The following is a 21,483-nucleotide window of genomic DNA, read 5'->3' on the forward strand; positions in this document are numbered from 1 at the left end:
ACAGGAGAACTAAGATGAGAAAATTCACTGCATATTTGGCGGCAACCGCATTGCTTGCATCGCCTGTAATCGCAGAAGATTTGGCTGTCGTCGGCAGTTGGTCCGGCTTGCCACTTCACAAACAATTTGAAGCACCTTTCTGGTCGGAAACCCTTCCAACAGCTTCCGGTGGATCAATCAACGTAAGCCTGACCACGCACAACCAAATGAACCTTGGGGTTGGAGACGTTTTCCGTCTGCTCGGGGACGGCGTTTATGACGTTGCAATGACAGTTGGCGACTATGCAGTGGCCGATGCGCCAGAACTCGAAGGTCTGGATGTCCCGCTGCTTGCACTTACGGCCGACGAAGCCCGCGCGATGGTCGATGCTGCACGTCCGATGGTTAGCGACATCTATCGGGACCGCTTCAACAGTCACGTTCTGGCGATCGCGCCCTACCCACCACAGGTCGTATTCTGCAATGGTGACGTGAACTCTCTTGCTGACCTCAAGGGCCTAAAGGTCCGTGCCTCTGGGCGTATGACCGCCAAGTTCCTCGAAGCCCTTGGAGCTGAGGGTGTCAACGTCAGCTTTGCCGAAGTACCTGGTGCTCTCCAGAAAGGGGTGGTCGATTGCGCGGTAACTGGTGCCGGATCTGGCTACAGCTCTGGGTGGTGGGAAGTATCTACCAATCTTTTGGCCATCCCCTTGGGTGGTTGGGATCCGGTGGTCACCGCCATCAATCTGGACAAATGGAATTCTCTAAGCACCGAAACTCAGGAATTGATCCAAACCCAGGTGTCAGCCGAATTTGAGGAGCCTGCATGGGAAGTCGCTCAAGACGCGCTGGTCAATGACATCGCCTGCTTGACAGGGAATGGCGAGTGCCCATCTGGCGAAACGCGTAACATGAAGCTTGTCGAAGTTTCGGAAGAAGACTTCAACAACGCGAGGGAAACCCTGGTCAGCGAAGTTCTCCCGGCGTGGGCTGAACGCGCAGGTGCTGATTGGGCCAAGCGGTGGAACACTAGCGTCGGTCAAGTCGTCGGCGTGTCTGTTGCCGTAGAATAACAGATAGTTCCCTGGGAGTGCTTCCAATGCCCGAGAAAATACTTGCGACGATGAAGCGGCTCAATCGAGCAGTAGCAATGCTGATTGGTGTTCTGCTCTTGACATGTGTCGTGTTCATCATCGCTGAAATCATGATCAGGCAGTTGGGAGGCACTCTCGGCGGAACTGATGAAATAAGTGGCTACGTCATGGCTGTTGTGACGTCCTGGGGTATGGGATTTGCCCTGCTCGAACTCAGTCACATTCGGATCGATATTCTCCGGGGGCGTGTCAACGCCCTCGGACGGTCCCTCTTCGACCTGTTCTCTCTGTTCGTCTTGTCGAGCACCGTCACCGTGATTGCCATCAGGTCCTGGCCTGTCGTTGAGCGGTCAATCATAAACAGTTCGCGCGCCAATACACCGCTGGAGACACCTCTGGCACTGGTTCAACTACCGTGGTTTGCGGGCTGGCTTTGGTTTGCGTTCATCGCATGGCTCACGTTGGTAGCCGCAGTCATGCTGGTGTTGCGCGGTGAATTTGAAAAATCCGAAGCTGCCGTCGGGATCGTCGGCGAAGAAGACGCGGAGATCCACACATGATTTGGTCAATTTCAGTCGGCCTGCTGGCCCTGCTTTCGCTCTCAATCCCTGTTGGGATCGTGTTATTCCTCCTTGGTTTCGGAATCGACGCATTCTTCAGCCCTTTTCCGCTGACCAAAGGACTCGGAAACTTGGTCTGGTCGACATCAAACAATGCCACATTGATCGCCATTCCATTCTTTGTCTTGCTCGGTGAGGTCCTGGTCCGCAGCGGTATCGCCAACAGAACTTACGCCGCGCTGGACCGTTGGGTGTCTTGGATGCCAGGGGGGCTGGTCCACGCGAATGTGGCTACCTCGACGATGTTTTCGGCCATTTCGGGCTCGTCTGTCGCGACGGCCGCGACCGTCGCAACGGTCGCCATGCCACAGGCTGAAAAGCTCGGGTATGACCCAAAGCTCTTCTCAGGGGCCATCGCCGCTGGCGGTACACTTGGCATCATGATCCCGCCATCAATCAACCTTATCGTCTACGGTTTCCTGACGCAGTCATCTATCCCGCAACTTTTTCTCGCGGGTCTCATGCCAGGTCTTTTGCTTGCGGTGGGCTTCATGCTCATCACTGTGCTCATTTGTATGATCCGACCCGAATTGGGCGGTGTTCGACGGGTGTTCCCGATCGCCGAGATGATCCGCGGACTTTTTCAGCTCATCCCCATCGTCATCCTTTTCGGTGCTATCATCGGGACCATCTACATGGGGTGGGCCACTCCGACAGAGGCAGCGGCAGTTGGTGTTGCAGGCGCAGTGCTCATCGCAGCAGCCTTTGGTGGCGTTTCAATCAAGATGATCAGTGAGAGCATCGTTGGCACCATCAAGATCACCTCCATGATCATGCTGGTTATCATTGGGGCGTCTTTCCTGAACTTCACACTGGCCTCGGCCGGTCTGGGCGCGGAACTTCAGGCTCTGCTCAATGGGCTTGGGTTTTCACCATTGATGACCATGCTGGTGATTGTCTGCATGTACATTGTACTCGGATTTTTCATCGAGACCTTGTCGCTGATGGTTGTAACGATCCCGATCATCGTGCCCCTGGTCGCGGCGCTTGGGTACGATGTGATTTGGTTTGGGATAATGATGATCGTTCTCGTTGAAATGGCTCTTATCTCACCCCCGGTCGGCTTGAACCTCTATGTCGTGCAAGGCGCACGTAAGAGCGGGAAACTGAGCGACGTGATGCTGGGTACCATCCCGTTCGTCTTTGTGATGCTGCTTATGGTAGCGGCCTTACTCGCGTTCCCTCAGATCGCTCTCTACCTTCCGGAATCCATCCAGCGATAACCGCGGCCCTAAGGGGCCGCATTTCACCAAAGAAAACATGCCAGGCAGTTGCCCGGCAAACAAAGGAGCTATGCCATGTGGCAATTTTGGGTCGACCGAGGCGGTACGTTTACCGACATCGTCGCACGAAAACCGGACGGAACGCTTCAGTCCCATAAACTACTTTCCGAAAACCCCGAGCGTTACAAAGACGCGGCAGTTCAAGGGGTCCGAGAAATTCTAGGCTTGGACGCGGACAGCCCTATCCCCGAAGGCACGATCGATGCAGTCAAGATGGGGACAACCGTCGCAACCAATGCGCTTCTGGAACGCAAAGGCGATCGGACAATCCTGCTCATCACAAAAGGAATGAGAGACTTGCTGCGCATCGGCTACCAGAACCGGCCGCGCTTATTTGATCTGAACATTCAGTTGCCTGAGCTGCTCTATGAAGAGGTCATTGAAGTTGAAGAGCGCGTCGATGCCGATGGCAATGTCATCGAACCCTTGAACCTGCGTCAAGTCCGCGACGCGCTGTCTCAGGCCTACGGGCGCGGGTACCGCTCTGTCGCGGTGGCACTGATGCATGGCTACAGATTCCACGACAACGAGCTAAAGATCGGCGAGATGGCAAAGCAATCCGGCTTCACCCAGGTCTCGCTTAGCCACAAGGTTAGCCCGCTGATCAAGCTTGTCTCCCGTGGGGATACAACCGTTGTGGATGCCTATCTGTCGCCAATCCTTCGCCGATATGTTCAGCAAGTCAGCGATGCGCTTGGTGCCACACGCGGTGGATGTAGGTCCTTGATGTTCATGCAGTCCAATGGTGGGTTGACCGATGCAAACCTGTTCCAAGGTAAGGATGCAATCCTATCTGGCCCTGCTGGCGGCGTGGTCGGTATGGTGCGCAGTGCAGAAGCCCTTGGTTTTAACAAACTCATCGGTTTTGACATGGGCGGCACTTCTACCGATGTCTGCCACTATGCGGGAGAATTCGAACGTTCCTTTGAAACCGAGGTCGCAGGCGTGCGGATGCGAGCACCGATGATGAGCATCCACACTGTTGCAGCTGGCGGTGGCTCGATCCTCAGCTTCTCAAACGGACGCATGCAAGTGGGTCCCGAGAGCGCCGGTGCAAACCCAGGCCCGGCTTCATACCGCCGTGGCGGCCCGCTTGCCGTAACCGACTGCAACGTTTTGCTTGGCAAGCTTCAACCAGATCACTTCCCGCATGTGTTTGGCCTCAATGGCGACGAACCGCTGGACGTGGCGGTCGTGCGTGAGAAATTTACAGCGCTTGCCAAAGAAATATCGGCAGAAACCGGGGAACCAGAGCGCAGTCCGGAACAACTTGCCGAAGGTTTCCTGCGCATCGCCGTGGAAAACATGGCAAATGCGATCAAGCAGATCAGTGTTCAGCGCGGCTATGATGTGACCCAATACACCATGAACTGTTTTGGTGGTGCGGGGGGGCAGCACGCCTGTCAGGTTGCGGATGTCCTGGGCATGGAGAGTATATTCATTCACCCGTTTGCGGGCGTTCTCTCAGCATTCGGTATGGGGTTGGCGGATGTACGTGCCCTGCGGGAATACCAGTTTGCGCAGCCCATCAAAAATATCTCTGAAGCGGAGACTGTTCTGAAAGGGCTGGATGCTGAAACGCATAACGAAGTTCTGGAACAGGGTGTATCCAAAGAGGCGATTCAAATTGTTCGCACAGCTCATATTAGGACCGATGGCTCACATCAGACCCTGGACGTTCCTTTTGGAACCGTCGAGGAGATGCGTAAAGGATTTGAGGAAGCGCACGAGCAGCGCTTCGGCTTTGTGCCGGACTACAATCAACTAATCATCGACCTTCTGACATCAGAATCCATCGGATCCACTGGCGAAGATGTAACGCTTCCTGTCAATGAAGAAGGGCGTGGTAAGAACCTGAACGCCTCCATGTATAGCAATGGCCGTTGGCAAGATGTTCCAATGGTGGATCGAACCGCCTTGACCATTGGTGACAAGGTCACCGGACCAGCAATCATTTTTGAGCCCACTGGGACCAATGCCATCGAAGATGGTTGGCAAGCAGAATGCCGCGAAGGTGGCAACCTTGTGCTGACGCGGATTGTGCCATTGGAACGCAAAGAGGCGATTGGCACGACGGTCGATCCAGTAATGCTTGAGGTGTTTAACAACCTGTTCATGTCGATTGCCGAACAAATGGGGGCAACTTTAGCCAACACCGCTTATTCGGTAAACATCAAGGAACGTTTTGATTTTTCCTGTGCGATCTTTGATGCCAACGGCGACCTGGTGGCCAATGCACCACACGTGCCTGTCCACCTTGGGTCCATGAGCGGCAGCGTCAAATCTATCCTCAGCGAAAACACAGACAAGATCCGCCCGGGCGATGTGTTCATGATGAACAATCCCTTTAATGGCGGCACACACCTGCCGGATGTCACAGTCATCACTCCGGTGTTTGATGCCGATGGGAAAAACATCATCTTCGTCACAGCATCCCGCGGTCACCATGCAGATATTGGTGGCAAAACCCCGGGTTCAGCCCCGCCAGACAGCAAGACCATTGATGAGGAAGGTATCCTGATCGACAACTTCCTGCTGGTGGATCGCGGCACTTTGCGCGAAGCAGAAGCGCGCGCTTTGCTGGGCAGCGGACCATATCCCTGCCGGAACATCGATCAGAATATGGCTGATCTGGCAGCGCAGGTGGCTGCAAATGCCACGGGCGTCAAAGAGTTGCAGAATATCGTAGAGCAGTTTGGGCTTGGTGTCGTGCACGCCTATATGGGCCATGTGCAGGACAACGCCGAAGAAAGCGTGCGCCGGGTTCTGGATGTTCTAAAGGATTGCTCGTTTGAATATCCACTGGACGGTGGTGCAAAGATCTGTGTCAGCATTTCGGTGGACAGAGTCGAGCGCAAGGCGATCATCGATTTTGAAGGCACCTCTGATCAGAGTCCTTTGAATTACAATGCTCCTTACTCGATTTGCCGCGCAGTTGTTCTTTACGTTTTCCGCACGCTGGTCGGGTCCGATATTCCGATGAACGAAGGTTGCATGAAGCCGCTGGAGGTTCGAACGCCAAAGGGATCAATGATCAACCCGGAATTCCCAGCTGCGGTGATCTCCGGTAATACCGAAGTCAGCCAGGCCATTGCCGATACGCTTTATGGTGCTTTGGGTGTTATCGCCGGCTCGCAGGGCACTATGAACAACTTCGTTTACGGGAACGATGAGTATCAAAACTATGAAACGATCTGCGGTGGCACAGGCGCAGGGGATGGTTTTGACGGGGCCAGTGCGGTGCACAGCCATATGACAAACACCCGCATGACGGACCCGGAGGTTCTGGAAACTCGGTTCCCGGTGCGCGTGGATGAATTCTCGATCCGGCAGGACTCTGGCGGCGCGGGAGAAACCACGGGCGGCAACGGGATTATCCGCAAGCTGCGGTTCCTCACTCCGATGACCGTCACGGTGCTGTCTTCGCATCGGGAAACCGTGCCCCATGGCGCAGCAGGTGGTGAACCGGGCAAACCCGGTGAAAACTCGGTTAAGCGCAGCAACGGGGATGTCGAAATGCTGAAAGGGAATGATGAAACTCAAATGGGGGTCGATGACGTCTTCATCATGAAAACCCCAGGCGGAGGCGGCTTTGGCATCGCAAAGGCATCTTTGATGCCCCGCCTGCTGGGGGCCATCCGATGAGTCGTGCGTTCTTGCCTGATGTAGATGCCATGTTTAACGACATAGCATCCACAATCGATTTACCAGAAGGGCTGGATGAGAAATAATCCGCATCTGCCACGCGACCTATGTGACCCGCTTCGGTGTGCGGCTGCGTGGCAAAATGCACTCCTTTACAGGGTGGCGCGCGGTGCATTCCACCCAAAACCCTCCGGCAAAGAGCGGCATCCGATATTCTCCGGATACCGATCAGGAAGAGGTTGAGGCGCTGGCGGCGCTTATGACTCATAAATGTGCTTTGTTGGGGCCGCCGTTCGGCGGCTCCAAGGGCGCCCTGCGGATCGACCCACGCGACCGGGAAGAACATGAGCTGGAAAAAATCACCCGGCGCTTTGCCCAGGAATTGATCCGCCATGGGTTCCTGAACTCAGTCATGAATGTTCCGGCACCCGACAGGGACACCAATGAACTGACCATGATGTGGATCGCCGATGAATACCGGCGCCAAAAGCCCGAAGATATCAACGGCCTGGCCTGTGATACCGGCAAACCCCTGGGGGGCAGCGGGATTGAAGGCGGCACCTATGCGCCAGATGGAGCAGAGGCGCTGCACGATGAATGTGATATTCCGATCCCAGTCGCATTCGAACGGAAGGTGGCTTAAACGAGCACCTGGGGCGACACTAAAACGTGACAGGTCCAACACGGGTCGCATCGCAGAATTATTTTTGCTGCAACCGCGAGAGATTGCTGTGTAAGCGCCGGCTGCATTAGCAAAAGTCGGGTCCGTCCCGCATTGTGTCAGCTCACCGGCTGCAAAACCTCGCAGTCGCAGCGAACGGCCGGCTGCGGCGCAGCAGAAACCCTCGGCTGGTTGCGTCAAATGACCGATTTTGCAACGCACGCTATCCGCGCTTTTCTGCCGTTCGTGGGTCGTGCAGGATCGGTCAGCATGACCTCAGAGCAGACCAGCAGGGCGTCCGGAACCAGCAGAACAGTTGGCGCCAAATTCCACCGTATGAGGCATCGCTGAGCGACACGATGCAACAGCAGCTACAGCGCCAAGCCGCCCTGCCAGACCTGCTGCAGCTCCAGCGCGTCGTTCAGATGCAGCACATCGGCGCGCGCGCCGGGTTGCAAGCGCCCCAGATCGGGCCGCCTGATCAAATCCGCCGGCCGGCTCGTGGCCATCTCCAGCGCCGTCTCCAACGGCAGATCGCAGGTCTCGACCAGGATCTGCACCGCCGTTGCCAGCTCCAGATGGGCGCCCGCAAGGGTGCCATCAGCCAGCGTCAACCGATTGCCGTCACGGCGGATTTCGCGACCATTCAGGGTAAAGCGGTCGATATCGGAGCCGCCGGTGGCCATGGAATCGCTGACCAGAAACAGTTGCCCGGGCCCGGTCTTGGCCGCCAGCGCCGCCCGCATGGATGCCGGATGCACATGCACCGCGTCCGCAATCAGCCCCGCTGACAGCCCGCCAAGATCAAGGGCGGCGCCGACAACACCCGGTTCGCGATTGCCAAGCTGGCTCTGGGCGTTGAACAGATGGGTGACGCAGCGCGCGCCTGCCGCAACCGCCGCCACGCAATCGGCGTGGCTCGCATCGGTATGACCCAGCGACACCAGCACGCCCGCCTCGCTCAACCGCCGGATCTGCGCCGGGGTCGCCGCTTCGGTCGCCAGCGTCACCTTCAGCACCGGCAACCGGGTGGCCGCTGCGCATAACATCTCCAGATCGGTCTCGCTCATCGGGCGTATCAAAGACGCATCATGCGCGCCCTTGCGCGACACCGCCAGATGCGGCCCCTCCAGATGCAGCCCGATGATGCCCGGAACCCCGGCGGCAATCGCGGCGTCCACGGCGTCGATGGCGCGGGCGACGAAATCCGGCGTATCGGTAATCAGCGTCGGCAGGATCGAGGTCGCGCCAATCTGCGCATGGGCCGCTGCGATGACCTGCAACTGCTCCAGCTCGGGCGCGTCGTTGAACATCACCCCGCCGCCACCGTTGACCTGCAGGTCGACAAACCCCGCCGTCAGGATCCCACCGGTCAGCTCCGTCACCTCCGCCCCCTCGGGCAGTTTGCCGACGGGCAGGACGGCCGCGATCTGGTCGCCGCGCAGGACCAGCGCGCTGTCCTCCTCCCAGCCCACCGGGGTCAGGATGCGGGCACCGGTCAGCGCACGCAGCGGTTGCCGGTCGCCGGTCATACCGTTTCCGTCACTTTTTTCAGGTGGCGGGGCGCATCGGGGTCAATCCCGCGCGAGGCGGCAAAGGCTTCAACCATCGCATAAAAGGACACGATCAGGCTGATCGGATCGGTCAGCGCATGGTCCGTGCGGATATGATCCACCCGCCGCGCCGCCGTCACCTTGTCGCTGGTGGCAAAGACCTGCGCGCCCTTGCCCGCGATCTGATCGGCGATACCCGCCAGCGCGTCCTCAGCGGCATCCGCCGCCGCAAAGCCCAGCACCGGAAAGCCCTCTTCCACAATAGACACCGGCCCATGCAGCACCTCCGCCGAGGAATAGCTCTCCGCATGAAGCTGGCAGGTTTCCTTGAATTTCAGCGCCGCCTCATTCGACACCGCCAGCGCCTGACCACGCCCCAGCGTGAACAGCGATGACCGCGCGCCGATGGCCTCGCGCACCTCGGGCCAGTCAATGCGGCAGGCGCGCTCCAACTGCTCCGGCAAGGCGTGCAGCGCCGCAAGCACCGCCTGATTGCGATCCCATTTGGCCAGCAGCCACAGCCCCGCCACCGCCGAGGTGACAAAGGTCTTCGTCGCGGCCACGCTCAACTCGGGCCCTGCGTGAATGTCCAGCGCATGGTCCGACGCAGCCGCCAGCGGCGAGGCGGGATCATTGGTCAGCGCCACCGCCAGCGCCCCGTCACGGCGCGCGCTTTCCGCCATCGCCACGATGTCCGGGCTTTTGCCCGACTGCGACACCGCCAGGCTCAGCGCCCCCTGCAGCCGCAACGGCGCCTTGTAGATCGACGCAACCGACGGCCCGACCGAGGCAACAGGCACCCCCAGCAGGATCTCGCTGGCATATTTCAGATAGGTGCAGACATGGTCGGACGATCCGCGTGCCACCGTCACCATAATATTCGGATCAAGGCGGCGCACCGCCTCGGCCACCGCGTCAATATCCGCCTCGCCCTGGCTCAGCAGTCGATCCACGGCGGTCGGGATCTCGTCGATCTCGCGACGCATCTTGGTGATATCTGTCATGGTTCCCTCCTCAGGGTCGCCAGGTTAGCTCGTCCCGAGCCGCAGCTCGGCGACAAAATCATAAGCATCGCCGCGATAGATCGAGCGGGTGAACTCCACCACGCGACGGTTGCGCAAGTAAGACGTCCGCACGATGCTTAGGCCCGCCATTCCCGGCTCCACCCCCAGCAGCTGCGCCTCATACTCCGGCAGGTTGATCGCCGAAATCCGCTGCAAGGCCCGCACCGGGCGGCTGCCGGTCTGCTCCAGCACCTCATAAAGCGACCCCCGGACTGCCTGCGGATTGGGCAGGATATCCACCGGAAGCGAGGCCCGCTCGATCGCCATCGGGCGCCCATTGGCACGCCGCAGACGGGCAATACGCGCAACCGCCTCCCCCGAGGTCAGCGCCAGCGCCATCACCTCCTCCGGCGAAGGGGTATGGATACCGCGTTCCAGCCATTCGACGCTGGTGTCATAGCCGCGCCGCTCCATGTCCTCGGTAAACGAGGTGAGCTGCGACAGCGATTGCTCCACCTTGGGCGTGCCATCGGACACAAAACTCCCCGAGCCCTGCCGCTGCACCACGATGCCCCGATCCACCAGATCCTGCATGGCGCGGCGCACGGTGACGCGCGACAGTCCGGTCAGCGTTGCAATCTCTCGTTCGGCGGGCAAGGGCGCGCTCTTGGGCAGCAGCCCGGTCTCGATGCCGTCCTCGATACGCTGGCGCAGCCGCACATAGCGTGGCCCGGCGGCGTCCTCCAGCCAGGCGGCCGGTTTCAGGAATTCCTCGACCGTCATAGCGCCTCCTGCCGGATCTCGCGGGCAAAGCGGCGCGCCAGCTCCAGCGCCCCGTCCAGCGGCGAGCCCTCCGGCGCCTGCAGGTACTCCGCCACATCCGCAGGCAGATAGGCGGCGTATTGCGCCGCCACACCGCCGATATGATAAACCGGTTCCTCCGGCCGACGTCCCAGCGCCTGCAACCCGTGGCACAGATACTCCGCCCCTTCGGCCATCAGCCGGCGCCCCACGGAATCGCCCGCAGCGGCAGCCTGCGCCACCTGCGGCGCATAGGCGCCAAAGGCCGCCGGACGCGCGGTCTGGGCAAACCGGACAATCTCGGCAGTCTGATTGGAAAAATCCCTGAGACAGCTGCGCAGCAGCGGCGTCATCGGCTCGATCCCTTCGGCCGCCTGTAGCGTCAGCTGCAACACACGCCGCCCCAGCCAGCCGCCCGAGGCCTCATCGCCAAGAACCGCCCCGTGACCACCAATAAGCGTGACCTGCCCCGCCACCTGACGGCCCAGAAATGACCCGGTGCCGACACCGATCAGACAGGCAGTGCCCTCGCCAAGCGCCCCGACAACCGCAGGCATCCGGTCATCTTCGACCCGGATATGCCGATGCGGCAGGGCCGAGGCGACAAAGGCTGCCGACCCGGCATCAATCACCCCCGCCAGCCCTGCATAGACCGGGATCTGGTGAAAAGCCTCATCGTCAAGGCCCGCCTGACGTTGCAGATCGCCCAATCCCGCGCGCAGCGTCTCAACCGCAAGCTCGGGCGCGGTATAGACATTGGCGCTCCCCCCGGTGACCACCAGCCGGCGCGGCGACGCCCCGCAGCTCTTGGGCGCGGAGGTATCAGCCAGATCAGCCGCAGGATCGCCCGCCCCCAGCAGGACAAAGCGACAGGAGGTCCCCCCTCCGTCCACGGCGATCAGATATGGAAAGCACGAGTCAGTCATGCAATACCTATAAGATACCTTTTAACCAAAAGAAAGACCTATCGGCCGCAAGTGTTGACACCACAGTAGATAACAGCTTGAAAAATCTACACCAGATCAAGAAAATAATTAAATGGTAGACAAGTGGTATTGTATAGGTATTAAATACTTCTCATTCACCTGAGGGGGAGGAATCACATGGCATCGACCAGCGAACAACCGTCCGCAGCACGCATATCGGCGCCCACCGATGCGCAGACGGAAACGCTGCACCCCCGCGCCAGGGGGCTCGATCTGCGCGCCGATGCCGATATCCTCGACACGCTTCTCGACGGGCAATCGCGCGCACTGGCAGCTGTAGACAGCGCTCGCCCCGCCATCGCCGCAGGCGCCGCTCTGCTGACGGAATGCCTGCGCAACGCTGGTCACCTGCACTATGCGGCGGCAGGTTCCTCGGCCCTTATGGCGCTGGCTGATGGCGCCGAACTGCCCGGCACATTCGGCATCAGCGCCGATCAGATCTCCATTCACATGGCCGGCGGCATCCCATCCGACGGGCGGATGCCCGGCCATACTGAAGATGACAGCGCGGCCGGCAGCAAGGCTGCCGCCGCAGTGACCGCAGGTGATGTGGCGATCACCCTTTCCGCCAGCGGCACCACGCCATTCCCGATCGGCTTTGCAAAAACCGCACAGGCCGCCGGCGCCAAGGTCATCGCGATCGCCAACAACGCCGACACGCCACTGCTGCAACTGGCCGATGTGGCAATCTGCCTGCCAACACCGCCGGAGGTCATCGCAGGCTCCACCCGCATGGGCGCCGGAACCGCGCAGAAGGCCGCGCTCAACATGATGTCGACGCTGGCAGGCATCCGGTTGGGGCATGTGATGGACGGTATGATGGTCAATCTGATCGCAGATAACGCCAAGCTGCGCCAACGCGCGATCCGCATAGTCTGCACCCTCACACAGCAGGACGCCGAGGCCGCCGCCCGCGCGCTGGATCAGACCGGCGGCGCGGTGAAAGCCGCCATTCTGCTGTTGCAGGGTGCGGCCTCCCCCACTGCGGCGGACACGCTGCTGCGCCATAACAAGGACAACCTGCGAGCCGCGCTCGCACAGGTGTAACGGTCGGCCACGCGCCACCCAAGAGGTCACCAAGACCCTGATTTCAAATACCAAACATGCAAACTGGGAGATACAGAATGACACGCAAACTCTTTACCCTCGCGCTGCTCGGCTCGACCGTGCTCGGCGGCGCAGCCGCTGCCGAAGACGTCACGCTGACGATTGAGAGCTGGCGCAACGATGACCTCGCCCTCTGGCAGGACAAGATCATCCCCGCCTTTGAGGCCGCCAACCCCGGCATCAAGCTGAAGTTCACCCCCTCTGCCCCGGCGGAATATAACGCCGTACTGAACTCCAAACTGGATGCGGGCAGCGCCGGCGATCTGATCACCTGCCGCCCCTTTGATGCCTCGCTTGGTCTGTATGACAAGGGCCAGCTGGCCGATCTGTCCGATCTTGAGGCGATGAGCAGCTTCTCCGATGTGGCCAAATCCGCCTGGCAGACAGATGACGGCTCCGCCACCTTCTGCGTGCCGATTGCTTCGGTGATCCACGGCTTCATCTACAACAAGGACGCCTTTGCCGAGCTGGGCGTGGACGTACCGGAAACCGAAGACGAGTTCTTCGCGGCGCTGGAGAAAATCAAACAGGACGGCAATTACATTCCGCTGGCGATGGGCACCAACGACCAGTGGGAAGCCGCCACCATGGGCTATAACAACATCGGCCCGAACTACTGGAAAGGCGAGGAAGGCCGTCTTGCCCTGATCGCAGGCGAGCAGAAACTGACCGACGAGCAGTGGGTTGCCCCCTATGAGACCCTGTCGAAATGGGGTGCCTACATGGGCGACGGCTATGAAGCCCAGACCTATCCCGACAGCCAGAACATCTTCACCCTGGGCCGCGCCGCGATCTATCCGGCAGGCAGCTGGGAAATCTCCGGCTTCAACACCCAGGCCGATTTCGCCATGGGCGCCTTCAAACCGCCAGTCAAAGCGGCGGGCGACACCTGCTACATCTCGGATCACACCGATATCGCGGTGGGCCTGAATGCCGCCTCCCCCAATGCAGAAGCTGCCAAGACCTTCCTGAACTGGGTCGGCTCGCCTGAATTCGCCGCAATTTACGCCAACGCGCTGCCGGGCTTCTTCTCGCTGTCAAACCATGAGGTCGCGATGGATGATCCGCTGGCGCAGGAATTCGTCTCCTGGCGTGGCGAGTGTGAGAGCACCATCCGCTCCACCTATCAGATCCTGTCGCGCGGCACGCCGAACCTCGAAAACGAAACCTGGGGGGCCTCCGTTGCCGCGATCAAGGGCACCAAATCCGCCGCTGATCTCGGCGCTGAACTGCAAGAGGGTCTGGCCAGCTGGTACGAGCCGCAGAAATAAGCGCGCCGCGATCTGACTGACCACAGACTCAGGCGTCCGGGCGGCCTCACGCGGCCCGGACCCGTCGACAGATGGGACACATCATGCAAAACACCCCTCATAAACCGCGCAGACGCTGGCATATCGCCGTTTTTCTGGCGCCCGCTGTGCTGGTCTATACGGCCATCATGATTTTCCCGCTGTTCAATACCCTGCGGCTCGCGCTCTATAGCGAAAGCGACCAGATCCGCCAGTTCGTCGGCCTCGCCAATTTTCAGACCCTGTTCGGCAACCCCAACTGGTCGGAACAGTTCTGGAATGCGCTTGGCAATAATTTCTGGTTCTTCATCGTGCATATGCTGGTGCAGAACCCAATCGGGGTGGCGCTGGCGGCGATCCTCAGCCATCCCCGGCTCCGGTTTGCCGCACTCTATCGCACCGCGATCTTCGTGCCGACCATCCTCAGCTTTGTCATCGTCGGCTTTGCCTGGAAATTGATCCTCTCGCCGATCTGGGGCATCACGCCGGACCTCCTGGACGCCATCGGCCTGAAGTGGCTGTTTGCCCCCTGGCTGGGCAAAGAAGACTACGCGCTGACCACGCTGGCGCTGATCTCTGTCTGGCAGTTTGTCGGCATCCCGATGATGCTGATCTACGCAGCCCTGCTGTCGATCCCCGAAGAGGTGATCGAGGCGGGCGAGGTTGATGGCATCACCGGCATGTCCGCCTTCTGGAAAATCAAACTGCCGCTGATCCTACCCTCCATCGGGATCATCTCGATCCTGACATTTGTGGGCAACTTCAACGCCTTCGACCTGATCTACACCACCCAGGGCGCGCTTGCCGGGCCGGATTTCTCCACCGACATCCTCGGCACCTTCATGTATCGCACCTTCTTCGGCTTTCAGCTGCAACTGGGCGATCCGCACATGGGGTCCGCCATTGCCACCGCCATGTTCGCGATCATCCTGATCGGTGTCTGCATCTATCTCTTCGGCATCCAGACCCGTCTGCGCCGCTACCAGTTCTGAGGATCCGATGATGCATAAATCCCGCTCAAACCCGTTCAACAGCATCCTCGCCCACGGTGCGCTGATCACCTACACGCTGATCGCCCTGTTTCCGGTGTTTGTGATCCTGGTGAACAGCTTCAAAACCCGCAAAGCGATCTTTCGCGACCCTCTCGGCCTACCGACATCCGACACATTCTCGCTGGTCGGCTATCAGACCGTCCTGAAGCAGGGGGATTTCTTCCTCTACTTTCAGAACTCGATGATTGTCACCGTGGTGTCGCTGGCGCTGGTGCTGCTGTTTGGCGCAATGGCCGCCTTTGCCCTCGCCGAATACCGGTTCAAGGGCAATATGCTGCTCGGCCTGTACCTCGCCCTTGGCATCATGATCCCGATCCGCATCGGCACCGTCGCCATTCTGGAGCTGATGGTGGACACCGGGCTGGTCAATACGCTGACTGCGCTGATCCTCGTCTATACCGCGCAGGGCCTGCCGCTGGCGGTGTTCATCCTGTCGGAATTCATGAAACAGGTGAGCGATGATCTGAAGAACGCCGGCCGGATCGACGGGCTTTCGGAATACACCATCTTCTTCCGCCTCGTGCTGCCGCTGGTGCGCCCGGCCATGGCCACCGTCGCCGTCTTCAACATGATCCCGATCTGGAACGATCTCTGGTTCCCGCTGATCCTTGCCCCGGCCGAGGAAACCAAGACGCTGACATTGGGCAGCCAGGTCTTCATCGGCCAGTTCGTGACAGACTGGAACGCCGTGCTCTCGGCGCTGTCGATGGCGATCCTGCCGGTCATGGTGCTCTATGTGATCTTCTCGCGCCAGCTGATCCGCGGTATCACCTCAGGAGCGGTGAAATGATCCGACATATCACACTATGCGCTCGTCCGGCAGCAGTGCCGGGCTGCGTCGGGCCAGCCCCCCGGAGCGGCAGTCTCCAGCCGCTTGTTGGCCCGGCGCTCAGCCTGTCCTCTCGCCATCATCACAGCAGCCATCCTGACCACAGCGGAGGCCCCAAATGACCCGCGTACTGATCGCAGGCCTTGGCAATATGGGCTTTGCCCATGCGCTGGCTCACCACAATGACGAAACCGCGCAGATCGTCGGCCTCGTCAACCGCTCCGGCGCGCCTGCACAGGCCCCCTTGCAGGACTATCCGGTTTATAGCGATTTCCATCAGGCGCTGGCGCAGACCAAACCCGATCTGGTGGTCATCGCCACCTATTCCGACAGCCATGCCGCCTATGCCATTGCCGCAATGGAGGCCGGCGCGGATGTCTTCGTCGAAAAGCCGCTGGCCACCACGGTTGCCGATGCCCGCGCAGTGACCGACGCCGCCCGCCGTCTGGGGCGCAAGCTGATGGTGGGCTATATCCTGCGTCACCATCCCAGCTGGCAGCGCCTGATTGCCGAGGCCCGCGATCTCGGGCCCCCGTATGTGTTCCGCATGAACCTCAACCAGCAGTCCGATGGCCCTACATGGCAGACCCACAAGGCACTGATGCAGACCACTTCGCCAATCGTGGACTGCGGCGTGCATTATGTCGATGTGATGTGCCAGATCACCGATGCCGTACCCCAGCGCGTCCATGGCATCGGCCTGCGCCTGTCGGATGAAATTGCCGAGGATATGTATAATTACGGCCAGTTTCAGGTGACCTTCTCTGACGGGTCCGTCGGCTGGTACGAGGCAGGCTGGGGACCGATGATGTCCGAAACCGCGTATTTCGTAAAAGACGTGATTTCCCCCAACGGATCCGTCTCGATCACCGAAACAGACAAGGCTGGCTCGGACGATGTCGATGGCCATACCGCCGTCGGCAGCCTGATCGTGCATCGCAGCACGCAAGACACCCCGGACCGCCGCATCGACCTGCCCGAGGAACCCGACCATCAGGCGCTCTGCGCTGCCGAACAGACCCATATGCTGCGGGTCATTGCCGAGGACATCGACATGGAGCGGCACATGCAGGACGCCGTTGCCTCGCTGGCAATCTGCCTGGCCGCCGACCAGAGCATCCGCAGCGGCGCGCCCGTTGACCTGACCACAGTACAGACAGAACGGACCGAGGCCGCGGCGACAGCGCCCACCTCGCCCTCTGCGAACCCGAAGACCTGAAGGATCCCCGCCATGACCGCCCTACAGCTTACCAATGTCTGCAAATCCTTCGGCCCGGTCGAGGTGCTGAAAGATATCAACCTCACCGTGGAGGACGGCGAATTCGTGGTCTTTGTCGGCCCGTCGGGATGTGGCAAATCCACCCTTCTGCGGGTGATCTCCGGGCTTGAGGACGCCACGGCGGGTGAGATCACCATCGGCGGCCAGACCGTCACCACCACGCCCCCCGCCAAACGCGGCATCGCCATGGTGTTCCAGTCTTATGCGCTTTATCCGCATCTCACCGTGCGCGATAACATGGCGCTTGCCCTGAAACAGGAACGCCAGCCCAAGGAGGAAATCGCCGCCCGCGTCGCCGAAGCCAGCCGGATGCTGTCGCTGGAGGACTACCTCGATCGCCGCCCCTCGGAACTGTCGGGCGGTCAGCGGCAGCGCGTCGCCATTGGCCGCGCCGTGGTGCGCGAACCCAAGCTGTTCCTGTTTGACGAACCGCTCTCCAACCTCGATGCCGCCCTGCGCATGAACACCCGTCTGGAAATCGCCCGCCTGCACCGTCAGCTGTCGGCCAGCATGATCTACGTCACCCATGACCAGATCGAAGCGATGACCCTTGCGGATAAAATCGTCGTGCTGCGCGACGGCCGTATCGAACAGGTCGGCACCCCGATGGAACTCTACAATAATCCTGCCAACCGTTTTGTGGCGGAATTCATTGGCGCACCAGCCATGAATTTTGTCCCCGCCCCGCGTCTGGGCGGCAACCCCGGACAGTTCATCGGCATTCGCCCGGAATATGCCCGCATCAGCCCGGATGGCCCGCTCACAGGCGAGGTGATTCACGTGGAAAAACTGGGCGGCGACACCAATATTCTGGTCGACATGGGCGAGGATCTGACCTTTACCGCCCGCCTCTTTGGTCAGCATGACACCCATGTGGGCGAAACGCTGACCTTTGACTTTGATCCCGCCAACTGCCTCGCCTTTGATGCTGCGGGTCAGCGGGTCTGATCCGGCCCGCCCCGGCCCGCCCCTCATTCCGGCTCCCATTTTCACCCGTGACAGCCCGATTTGGGCCTATTCGCGCGGCCTGCTATATTAGGGCGTTACAAATGCACATGTTAGCGCTAACTAATCGGCAGCGGTGCCCTTGAGTGATTCGCAACGGGGCAAGGACAACCGAGGGAGACCGACGATGACGCAGACCCGGACGCAGATCTGGCAGCTTCTGGAACAGCACCGGACAGAGACCGCCGATATCCCGCTCCTGTCGCTCTTCGAGACGCCCGACCGGTTTCAGAGCTTCTCCGCCGAAACCGACGGGCTGCTGCTGGACTATTCCAAAACCGCGCTGGACGCCACCGCGCTCTCGCTGCTGGAGCGTCTCACCGCCGAGGCCGGTCTTGCCGATCGCATCAGCCAGATGTTTCGGGGCGAGAAGATCAACACCACCGAAGACCGCGCCGTTCTGCATACTGCCCTGCGGGCACAGACTGACGCGCCGATCCTGGTCGATGGCGAGGATATCCTGCCGCCGGTGCGTCAGACCCTGCAACAGATGGAAAGCTTTGCCGAGGCGCTGCGCGATGGCAGCCTGCGCTCCAGCACTGGCGCCAAATTCACCGATGTGATCAATATCGGCATCGGCGGCTCCGACCTTGGCCCGGCGATGGCCACGCTGGCGCTGGCGCCCTACCACGACGGTCCGCGCTGCCATTTCGTCTCCAACGTCGATGGCGCCCATATCGCCGACACGCTGAAAGCTCTGGATCCGCAGACCACATTGGTGATCATCGCCTCCAAAACCTTCACCACCATCGAGACGATGACCAATGCCCGCACCGCGCAGGACTGGCTGCGGGCCGCACTGGGGGATGACACCTCTGCGCATCTGGCGGCGGTTTCCACCGCGCTGGACAAAACCGGCGCCTTTGGCATTGCCCCCGAACGGGTCTTTGGCTTTGCCGATTGGGTGGGCGGGCGCTATTCGCTCTGGGGGCCGGTTGGCCTGCCGATCATGATCGCCATCGGGGCCACGAATTTCCGCGAGTTCCTGTCGGGCGGGGCGGCGATGGACCGCCATTTCCGCACCGCACCGTTTCGCGAAAACCTGCCGGTGATGCTGGCCGCCACAGGGATCTGGCACCACAATATCTGCGGTTACAGCAGCCGCGCCATTCTGCCCTACGACCAGCGCCTGTCCCGCTTCCCGGCCTATCTTCAGCAGCTGGATATGGAGAGCAACGGCAAGAGCGTCGCACTGGACGGCAGCCCGCTGCCACGCAACTCCGGTCCCATCGTCTGGGGCGAACCCGGCACCAATGGCCAGCACGCCTTCTACCAGCTGCTGCATCAGGGCACCCGCGTGGTGCCTGCCGAATTCCTGATCGCCGCCGAGGCGCATGAGGGCGATCTGACCGATCACCACCAGCTGCTGGTCTCCAACTGCCTCGCCCAGTCCGAAGCCCTGATGCTGGGCCGCTCCCGCGAGGAGGCCCGCGCCATCGCTGCCAAACGCGGCTTTACCGGCGACGCGCTGGAGCAGATGGCAGGTCATCTCGCCTTTGCAGGCAACCGCCCCTCGGTGACCCTGGCCTATCCGAAGCTGACGCCCTTCGTGCTGGGCCAGCTGATCGCGCTATATGAACACCGTGTGTTTGTCGAAGGTGTGGTCTGGGGGCTCAACTCCTTTGATCAATGGGGCGTCGAACTGGGCAAGGAACTGGCCGTCAGCCTATTGCCGCTGGTTGATGGCAGCGCTCCGGCCGAGGCTTATGAGGCCAAAGACGGCTCCACCCGTGGCCTGCTGTCGAAACTCACCCAACCGCAACCCTAGCCACCAAAAAGACCGCCAATTTCCCCTTCGAGCTGTCAGAGAGAGAGCCATGGTTTCCCGCGTCATTCCCGTCCAGTCCTTTGATCTCGTGCTGTTTGGCGCGACCGGAGATCTTGCCCGCCGCAAGATCCTGCCCAGCCTGTTCCACCGCTTCCAGATCGGCCAGTTCTCCGACGATTGCCGCATTATCGGCACCTCCCGCAGCGACATGGACCGCAAAGGCTTCCAGCAGATGGTCGCCGATGCCATCCGCACCTTTGGCCAACCGGGCGAAACCAGCGACGACGAAATCGCGGCCTTCGTCACTCTGCTGCACTACACCGCCGTCGATGCGCGCGGCGACAATGGCTGGCAGGCGCTTGGCGATCTGCTGCGCGACGATGCCATCCGCGCCTTCTACCTCTCGGTCGGGCCCAGCCTGTTCCCCGATATCGCCGGCCGTCTGCGCTCCACCGGGATCGCCACCCCCGACAGCCGCATCGTGTTGGAAAAACCCTTCGGCCATGATCTGGCCTCGGCCCAGGCGCTGAACGCCGCCCTGCGCGCCAATTTCGAAGAACATCAGATCTACCGGATCGACCATTATCTGGGCAAAGAGACCGTCCAGAACCTGATGGCCCTGCGCTTTGCCAATTCGCTGTTTGAACCCCTGTGGAATTCCTCCCACATCGACCATGTGCAGATCACCGTCGCCGAAAGCATCGGCGTCAAAGGGCGCGGCGAATATTACGACAAATCCGGCGCCATGCGCGATATGGTCCAGAACCACCTGATGCAGCTTCTGTGCCTCACCGCGATGGAGCCCCCCGCCCGTTTCACCCCCAACGCCGTGCGCGACGAAAAGGTGAAGGTGATCGAGGCGCTGAACCCCGTCGCCCCGGATCAGATCGCCCGTGGCCAATATCGCGGCCCGGAGGGAGAATCCTACCGCGAGCACGCAGGCAACCCTTCCAGCACCACCGAAAGCTTTATTGCGATGAAGGTGGAGGTCGCCAACTGGCGATGGGCCGGCACGCCGTTTTATCTGCGCACCGGCAAATGCCTGCGCGCCCGCGAGTCGGAAATCGCCGTCTTCTTTCGCGATCCGCCGCATAACATCTTTGCCGAGGACACCGGCACCGGCGGTATCAAGGGCAATGTGCTGGTGATCCGCCTGCAACCGGACGAAGGCATCACCCTGCGCACCACGATCAAGGATCCCGGTCCCGGCGGCATGCGTCTGACCGGCGCCAATCTCGACATGACCTTTGCCGACAGCCTGCCAGAGGCTGGTCGGCCGCAGGACGCCTATGAACGGCTGATCATGGATGTGATCCGCGGCAACCAGACGCTGTTCATGCGCGGCGATGAGGTCGAGGCCGCCTGGGCCTGGGCCGATCCCATCATCGCGGGTTGGGCTGACAACAGCAATGACACCCCGCAGCCCTATGATCCCGGCAGCTCCGGACCAGAGGACGCGCTGCTGCTGATGCACCGCGACAATCGCCGATGGCGCGGCATCGGCTCCTGAGCCTGCCCGCCCACCCCG

General features: G+C 60.7%; 16 protein-coding genes and 1 pseudogene. 13 read left to right on the plus strand and 4 right to left on the minus strand.

The annotated features are described in order from the left end of the window. The first annotated feature begins 14 nt into the window (after positions 1-14). The 5 genes and pseudogenes from VWY75_RS08855 to VWY75_RS08875 form a co-directional block, all read left to right on the plus strand. A complete protein-coding gene (locus VWY75_RS08855) occupies positions 15-1,052 on the plus strand; it encodes a TRAP transporter substrate-binding protein (RefSeq protein ID WP_340547434.1) in 1,038 nt (345 codons plus the stop codon). Between the two features lie 26 nt (positions 1,053-1,078). Further along, entirely contained in the window at positions 1,079-1,633 is a 555-nt protein-coding gene (locus VWY75_RS08860; RefSeq protein WP_340547435.1) for a TRAP transporter small permease subunit, read from the plus strand. Beyond that, on the plus strand, positions 1,630-2,916 hold the full coding sequence (locus VWY75_RS08865) for a TRAP transporter large permease (RefSeq protein WP_416537526.1): 1,287 nt from the start codon (positions 1,630-1,632) through the stop codon (positions 2,914-2,916). Before VWY75_RS08860 ends, VWY75_RS08865 begins: the two co-directional genes overlap by 4 nt. A gap of 75 nt (positions 2,917-2,991) precedes the next feature. Next, the gene (locus VWY75_RS08870) at positions 2,992-6,621 is read left to right on the plus strand and encodes a hydantoinase B/oxoprolinase family protein (RefSeq protein WP_416542025.1); all 3,630 of its coding nucleotides are present in this window, start codon (positions 2,992-2,994) and stop codon (positions 6,619-6,621) included. Further along, positions 6,618-7,189, plus strand: a pseudogene (locus VWY75_RS08875) (Glu/Leu/Phe/Val dehydrogenase dimerization domain-containing protein); the annotation flags it as partial. The gene VWY75_RS08870 and the pseudogene VWY75_RS08875, both read left to right, overlap by 4 nt. A 464-nt stretch (positions 7,190-7,653) precedes the next feature. Here the strand turns inward: VWY75_RS08875 and nagA are convergent. Genes nagA through VWY75_RS08895 form a run of 4 tightly spaced genes read right to left on the minus strand, consistent with a single transcriptional unit; the run spans position 7,654 to position 11,566 of the window. After that, on the minus strand, positions 7,654-8,814 hold the full coding sequence (gene nagA, locus VWY75_RS08880; protein WP_340547438.1) for an N-acetylglucosamine-6-phosphate deacetylase: 1,161 nt from the start codon (positions 8,812-8,814) through the stop codon (positions 7,654-7,656). Beyond that, positions 8,811-9,839, minus strand: a complete 1,029-nt coding sequence (locus VWY75_RS08885) for an SIS domain-containing protein (RefSeq protein ID WP_416536599.1) — start codon at positions 9,837-9,839, stop codon at positions 8,811-8,813. Before VWY75_RS08885 ends, nagA begins: the two co-directional genes overlap by 4 nt. A gap of 24 nt (positions 9,840-9,863) precedes the next feature. Further along, positions 9,864-10,622 carry a GntR family transcriptional regulator gene (locus VWY75_RS08890; protein ID WP_340547440.1) on the minus strand — a complete coding sequence of 253 codons (759 nt, stop codon included), beginning with the start codon at positions 10,620-10,622 and terminating at the stop codon, positions 9,864-9,866. Then, positions 10,619-11,566: a BadF/BadG/BcrA/BcrD ATPase family protein gene (locus VWY75_RS08895; protein WP_416541617.1), complete on the minus strand. Its 948-nt coding sequence runs from the start codon at positions 11,564-11,566 to the stop codon at positions 10,619-10,621. The genes VWY75_RS08890 and VWY75_RS08895 overlap by 4 nt, the downstream gene beginning before the upstream one ends. Positions 11,567-11,743: 177 nt before the next feature. On the opposite strand from VWY75_RS08895, the gene VWY75_RS08900 reads away from it, so the two are divergent. The 8 genes from VWY75_RS08900 to zwf all read left to right on the plus strand — a co-directional run bounded on the left by VWY75_RS08900 (position 11,744) and on the right by zwf (position 21,465). Continuing rightward, positions 11,744-12,673 carry an N-acetylmuramic acid 6-phosphate etherase gene (locus VWY75_RS08900; RefSeq protein WP_416536597.1) on the plus strand — a complete coding sequence of 310 codons (930 nt, stop codon included), beginning with the start codon at positions 11,744-11,746 and terminating at the stop codon, positions 12,671-12,673. 77 nt (positions 12,674-12,750) lie between these two features. After that, positions 12,751-14,004: an ABC transporter substrate-binding protein gene (locus VWY75_RS08905; protein ID WP_416537529.1), complete on the plus strand. Its 1,254-nt coding sequence runs from the start codon at positions 12,751-12,753 to the stop codon at positions 14,002-14,004. Positions 14,005-14,087: 83 nt separating this feature from the next. After that, entirely contained in the window at positions 14,088-15,014 is a 927-nt protein-coding gene (locus VWY75_RS08910; protein WP_416536595.1) for a carbohydrate ABC transporter permease, read from the plus strand. 10 nt (positions 15,015-15,024) lie between these two features. Further along, entirely contained in the window at positions 15,025-15,864 is an 840-nt protein-coding gene (locus VWY75_RS08915) for a carbohydrate ABC transporter permease (protein WP_044040979.1), read from the plus strand. A 157-nt stretch (positions 15,865-16,021) separates the two neighbouring features. Further along, entirely contained in the window at positions 16,022-17,122 is a 1,101-nt protein-coding gene (locus VWY75_RS08920; RefSeq protein WP_416537530.1) for a Gfo/Idh/MocA family protein, read from the plus strand. Positions 17,123-17,134: 12 nt separating this feature from the next. Further along, on the plus strand, positions 17,135-18,130 hold the full coding sequence (locus VWY75_RS08925) for an ABC transporter ATP-binding protein (RefSeq protein ID WP_416537531.1): 996 nt from the start codon (positions 17,135-17,137) through the stop codon (positions 18,128-18,130). Between the two features lie 184 nt (positions 18,131-18,314). Continuing rightward, on the plus strand, positions 18,315-19,955 hold the full coding sequence (pgi, locus tag VWY75_RS08930) for a glucose-6-phosphate isomerase (RefSeq protein ID WP_416537532.1): 1,641 nt from the start codon (positions 18,315-18,317) through the stop codon (positions 19,953-19,955). A 49-nt stretch (positions 19,956-20,004) separates the two neighbouring features. Then, positions 20,005-21,465 (plus strand): glucose-6-phosphate dehydrogenase, encoded by a 1,461-nt coding sequence (gene zwf, locus VWY75_RS08935; RefSeq protein WP_340547448.1) that lies wholly within the window; start codon positions 20,005-20,007, stop codon positions 21,463-21,465. The last annotated feature ends 18 nt before the right edge of the window (positions 21,466-21,483 follow it).

The organism is Phaeobacter sp. JH20_08 (assembly GCF_048056635.1).
Classification (GTDB): domain Bacteria; phylum Pseudomonadota; class Alphaproteobacteria; order Rhodobacterales; family Rhodobacteraceae; genus Phaeobacter; species Phaeobacter bryozoorum.

What these genes read in the sequence shown, in the direction of transcription:
- VWY75_RS08860 (WP_340547435.1), top strand. Translation starts at nt 1,079, where the DNA reads ATGCCCGAGAAAATACTTGCGACGATGAAGCGGCTCAATCGAGCAGTA.
- VWY75_RS08920 (WP_416537530.1), top strand. Translation starts at nt 16,022, where the DNA reads ATGACCCGCGTACTGATCGCAGGCCTTGGCAATATGGGCTTTGCCCAT.
- VWY75_RS08890 (WP_340547440.1), bottom strand. Translation starts at nt 10,622, where the DNA reads ATGACGGTCGAGGAATTCCTGAAACCGGCCGCCTGGCTGGAGGACGCC.
- nagA (WP_340547438.1), bottom strand. Translation starts at nt 8,814, where the DNA reads ATGACCGGCGACCGGCAACCGCTGCGTGCGCTGACCGGTGCCCGCATC.
- VWY75_RS08915 (WP_044040979.1), top strand. Translation starts at nt 15,025, where the DNA reads ATGCATAAATCCCGCTCAAACCCGTTCAACAGCATCCTCGCCCACGGT.
- VWY75_RS08910 (WP_416536595.1), top strand. Translation starts at nt 14,088, where the DNA reads ATGCAAAACACCCCTCATAAACCGCGCAGACGCTGGCATATCGCCGTT.
- VWY75_RS08905 (WP_416537529.1), top strand. Translation starts at nt 12,751, where the DNA reads ATGACACGCAAACTCTTTACCCTCGCGCTGCTCGGCTCGACCGTGCTC.
- VWY75_RS08855 (WP_340547434.1), top strand. Translation starts at nt 15, where the DNA reads ATGAGAAAATTCACTGCATATTTGGCGGCAACCGCATTGCTTGCATCG.
- VWY75_RS08895 (WP_416541617.1), bottom strand. Translation starts at nt 11,566, where the DNA reads ATGACTGACTCGTGCTTTCCATATCTGATCGCCGTGGACGGAGGGGGG.
- VWY75_RS08885 (WP_416536599.1), bottom strand. Translation starts at nt 9,839, where the DNA reads ATGACAGATATCACCAAGATGCGTCGCGAGATCGACGAGATCCCGACC.
- VWY75_RS08900 (WP_416536597.1), top strand. Translation starts at nt 11,744, where the DNA reads ATGGCATCGACCAGCGAACAACCGTCCGCAGCACGCATATCGGCGCCC.
- pgi (WP_416537532.1), top strand. Translation starts at nt 18,315, where the DNA reads ATGACGCAGACCCGGACGCAGATCTGGCAGCTTCTGGAACAGCACCGG.
- VWY75_RS08870 (WP_416542025.1), top strand. Translation starts at nt 2,992, where the DNA reads ATGTGGCAATTTTGGGTCGACCGAGGCGGTACGTTTACCGACATCGTC.
- zwf (WP_340547448.1), top strand. Translation starts at nt 20,005, where the DNA reads ATGGTTTCCCGCGTCATTCCCGTCCAGTCCTTTGATCTCGTGCTGTTT.
- VWY75_RS08925 (WP_416537531.1), top strand. Translation starts at nt 17,135, where the DNA reads ATGACCGCCCTACAGCTTACCAATGTCTGCAAATCCTTCGGCCCGGTC.
- VWY75_RS08865 (WP_416537526.1), top strand. Translation starts at nt 1,630, where the DNA reads ATGATTTGGTCAATTTCAGTCGGCCTGCTGGCCCTGCTTTCGCTCTCA.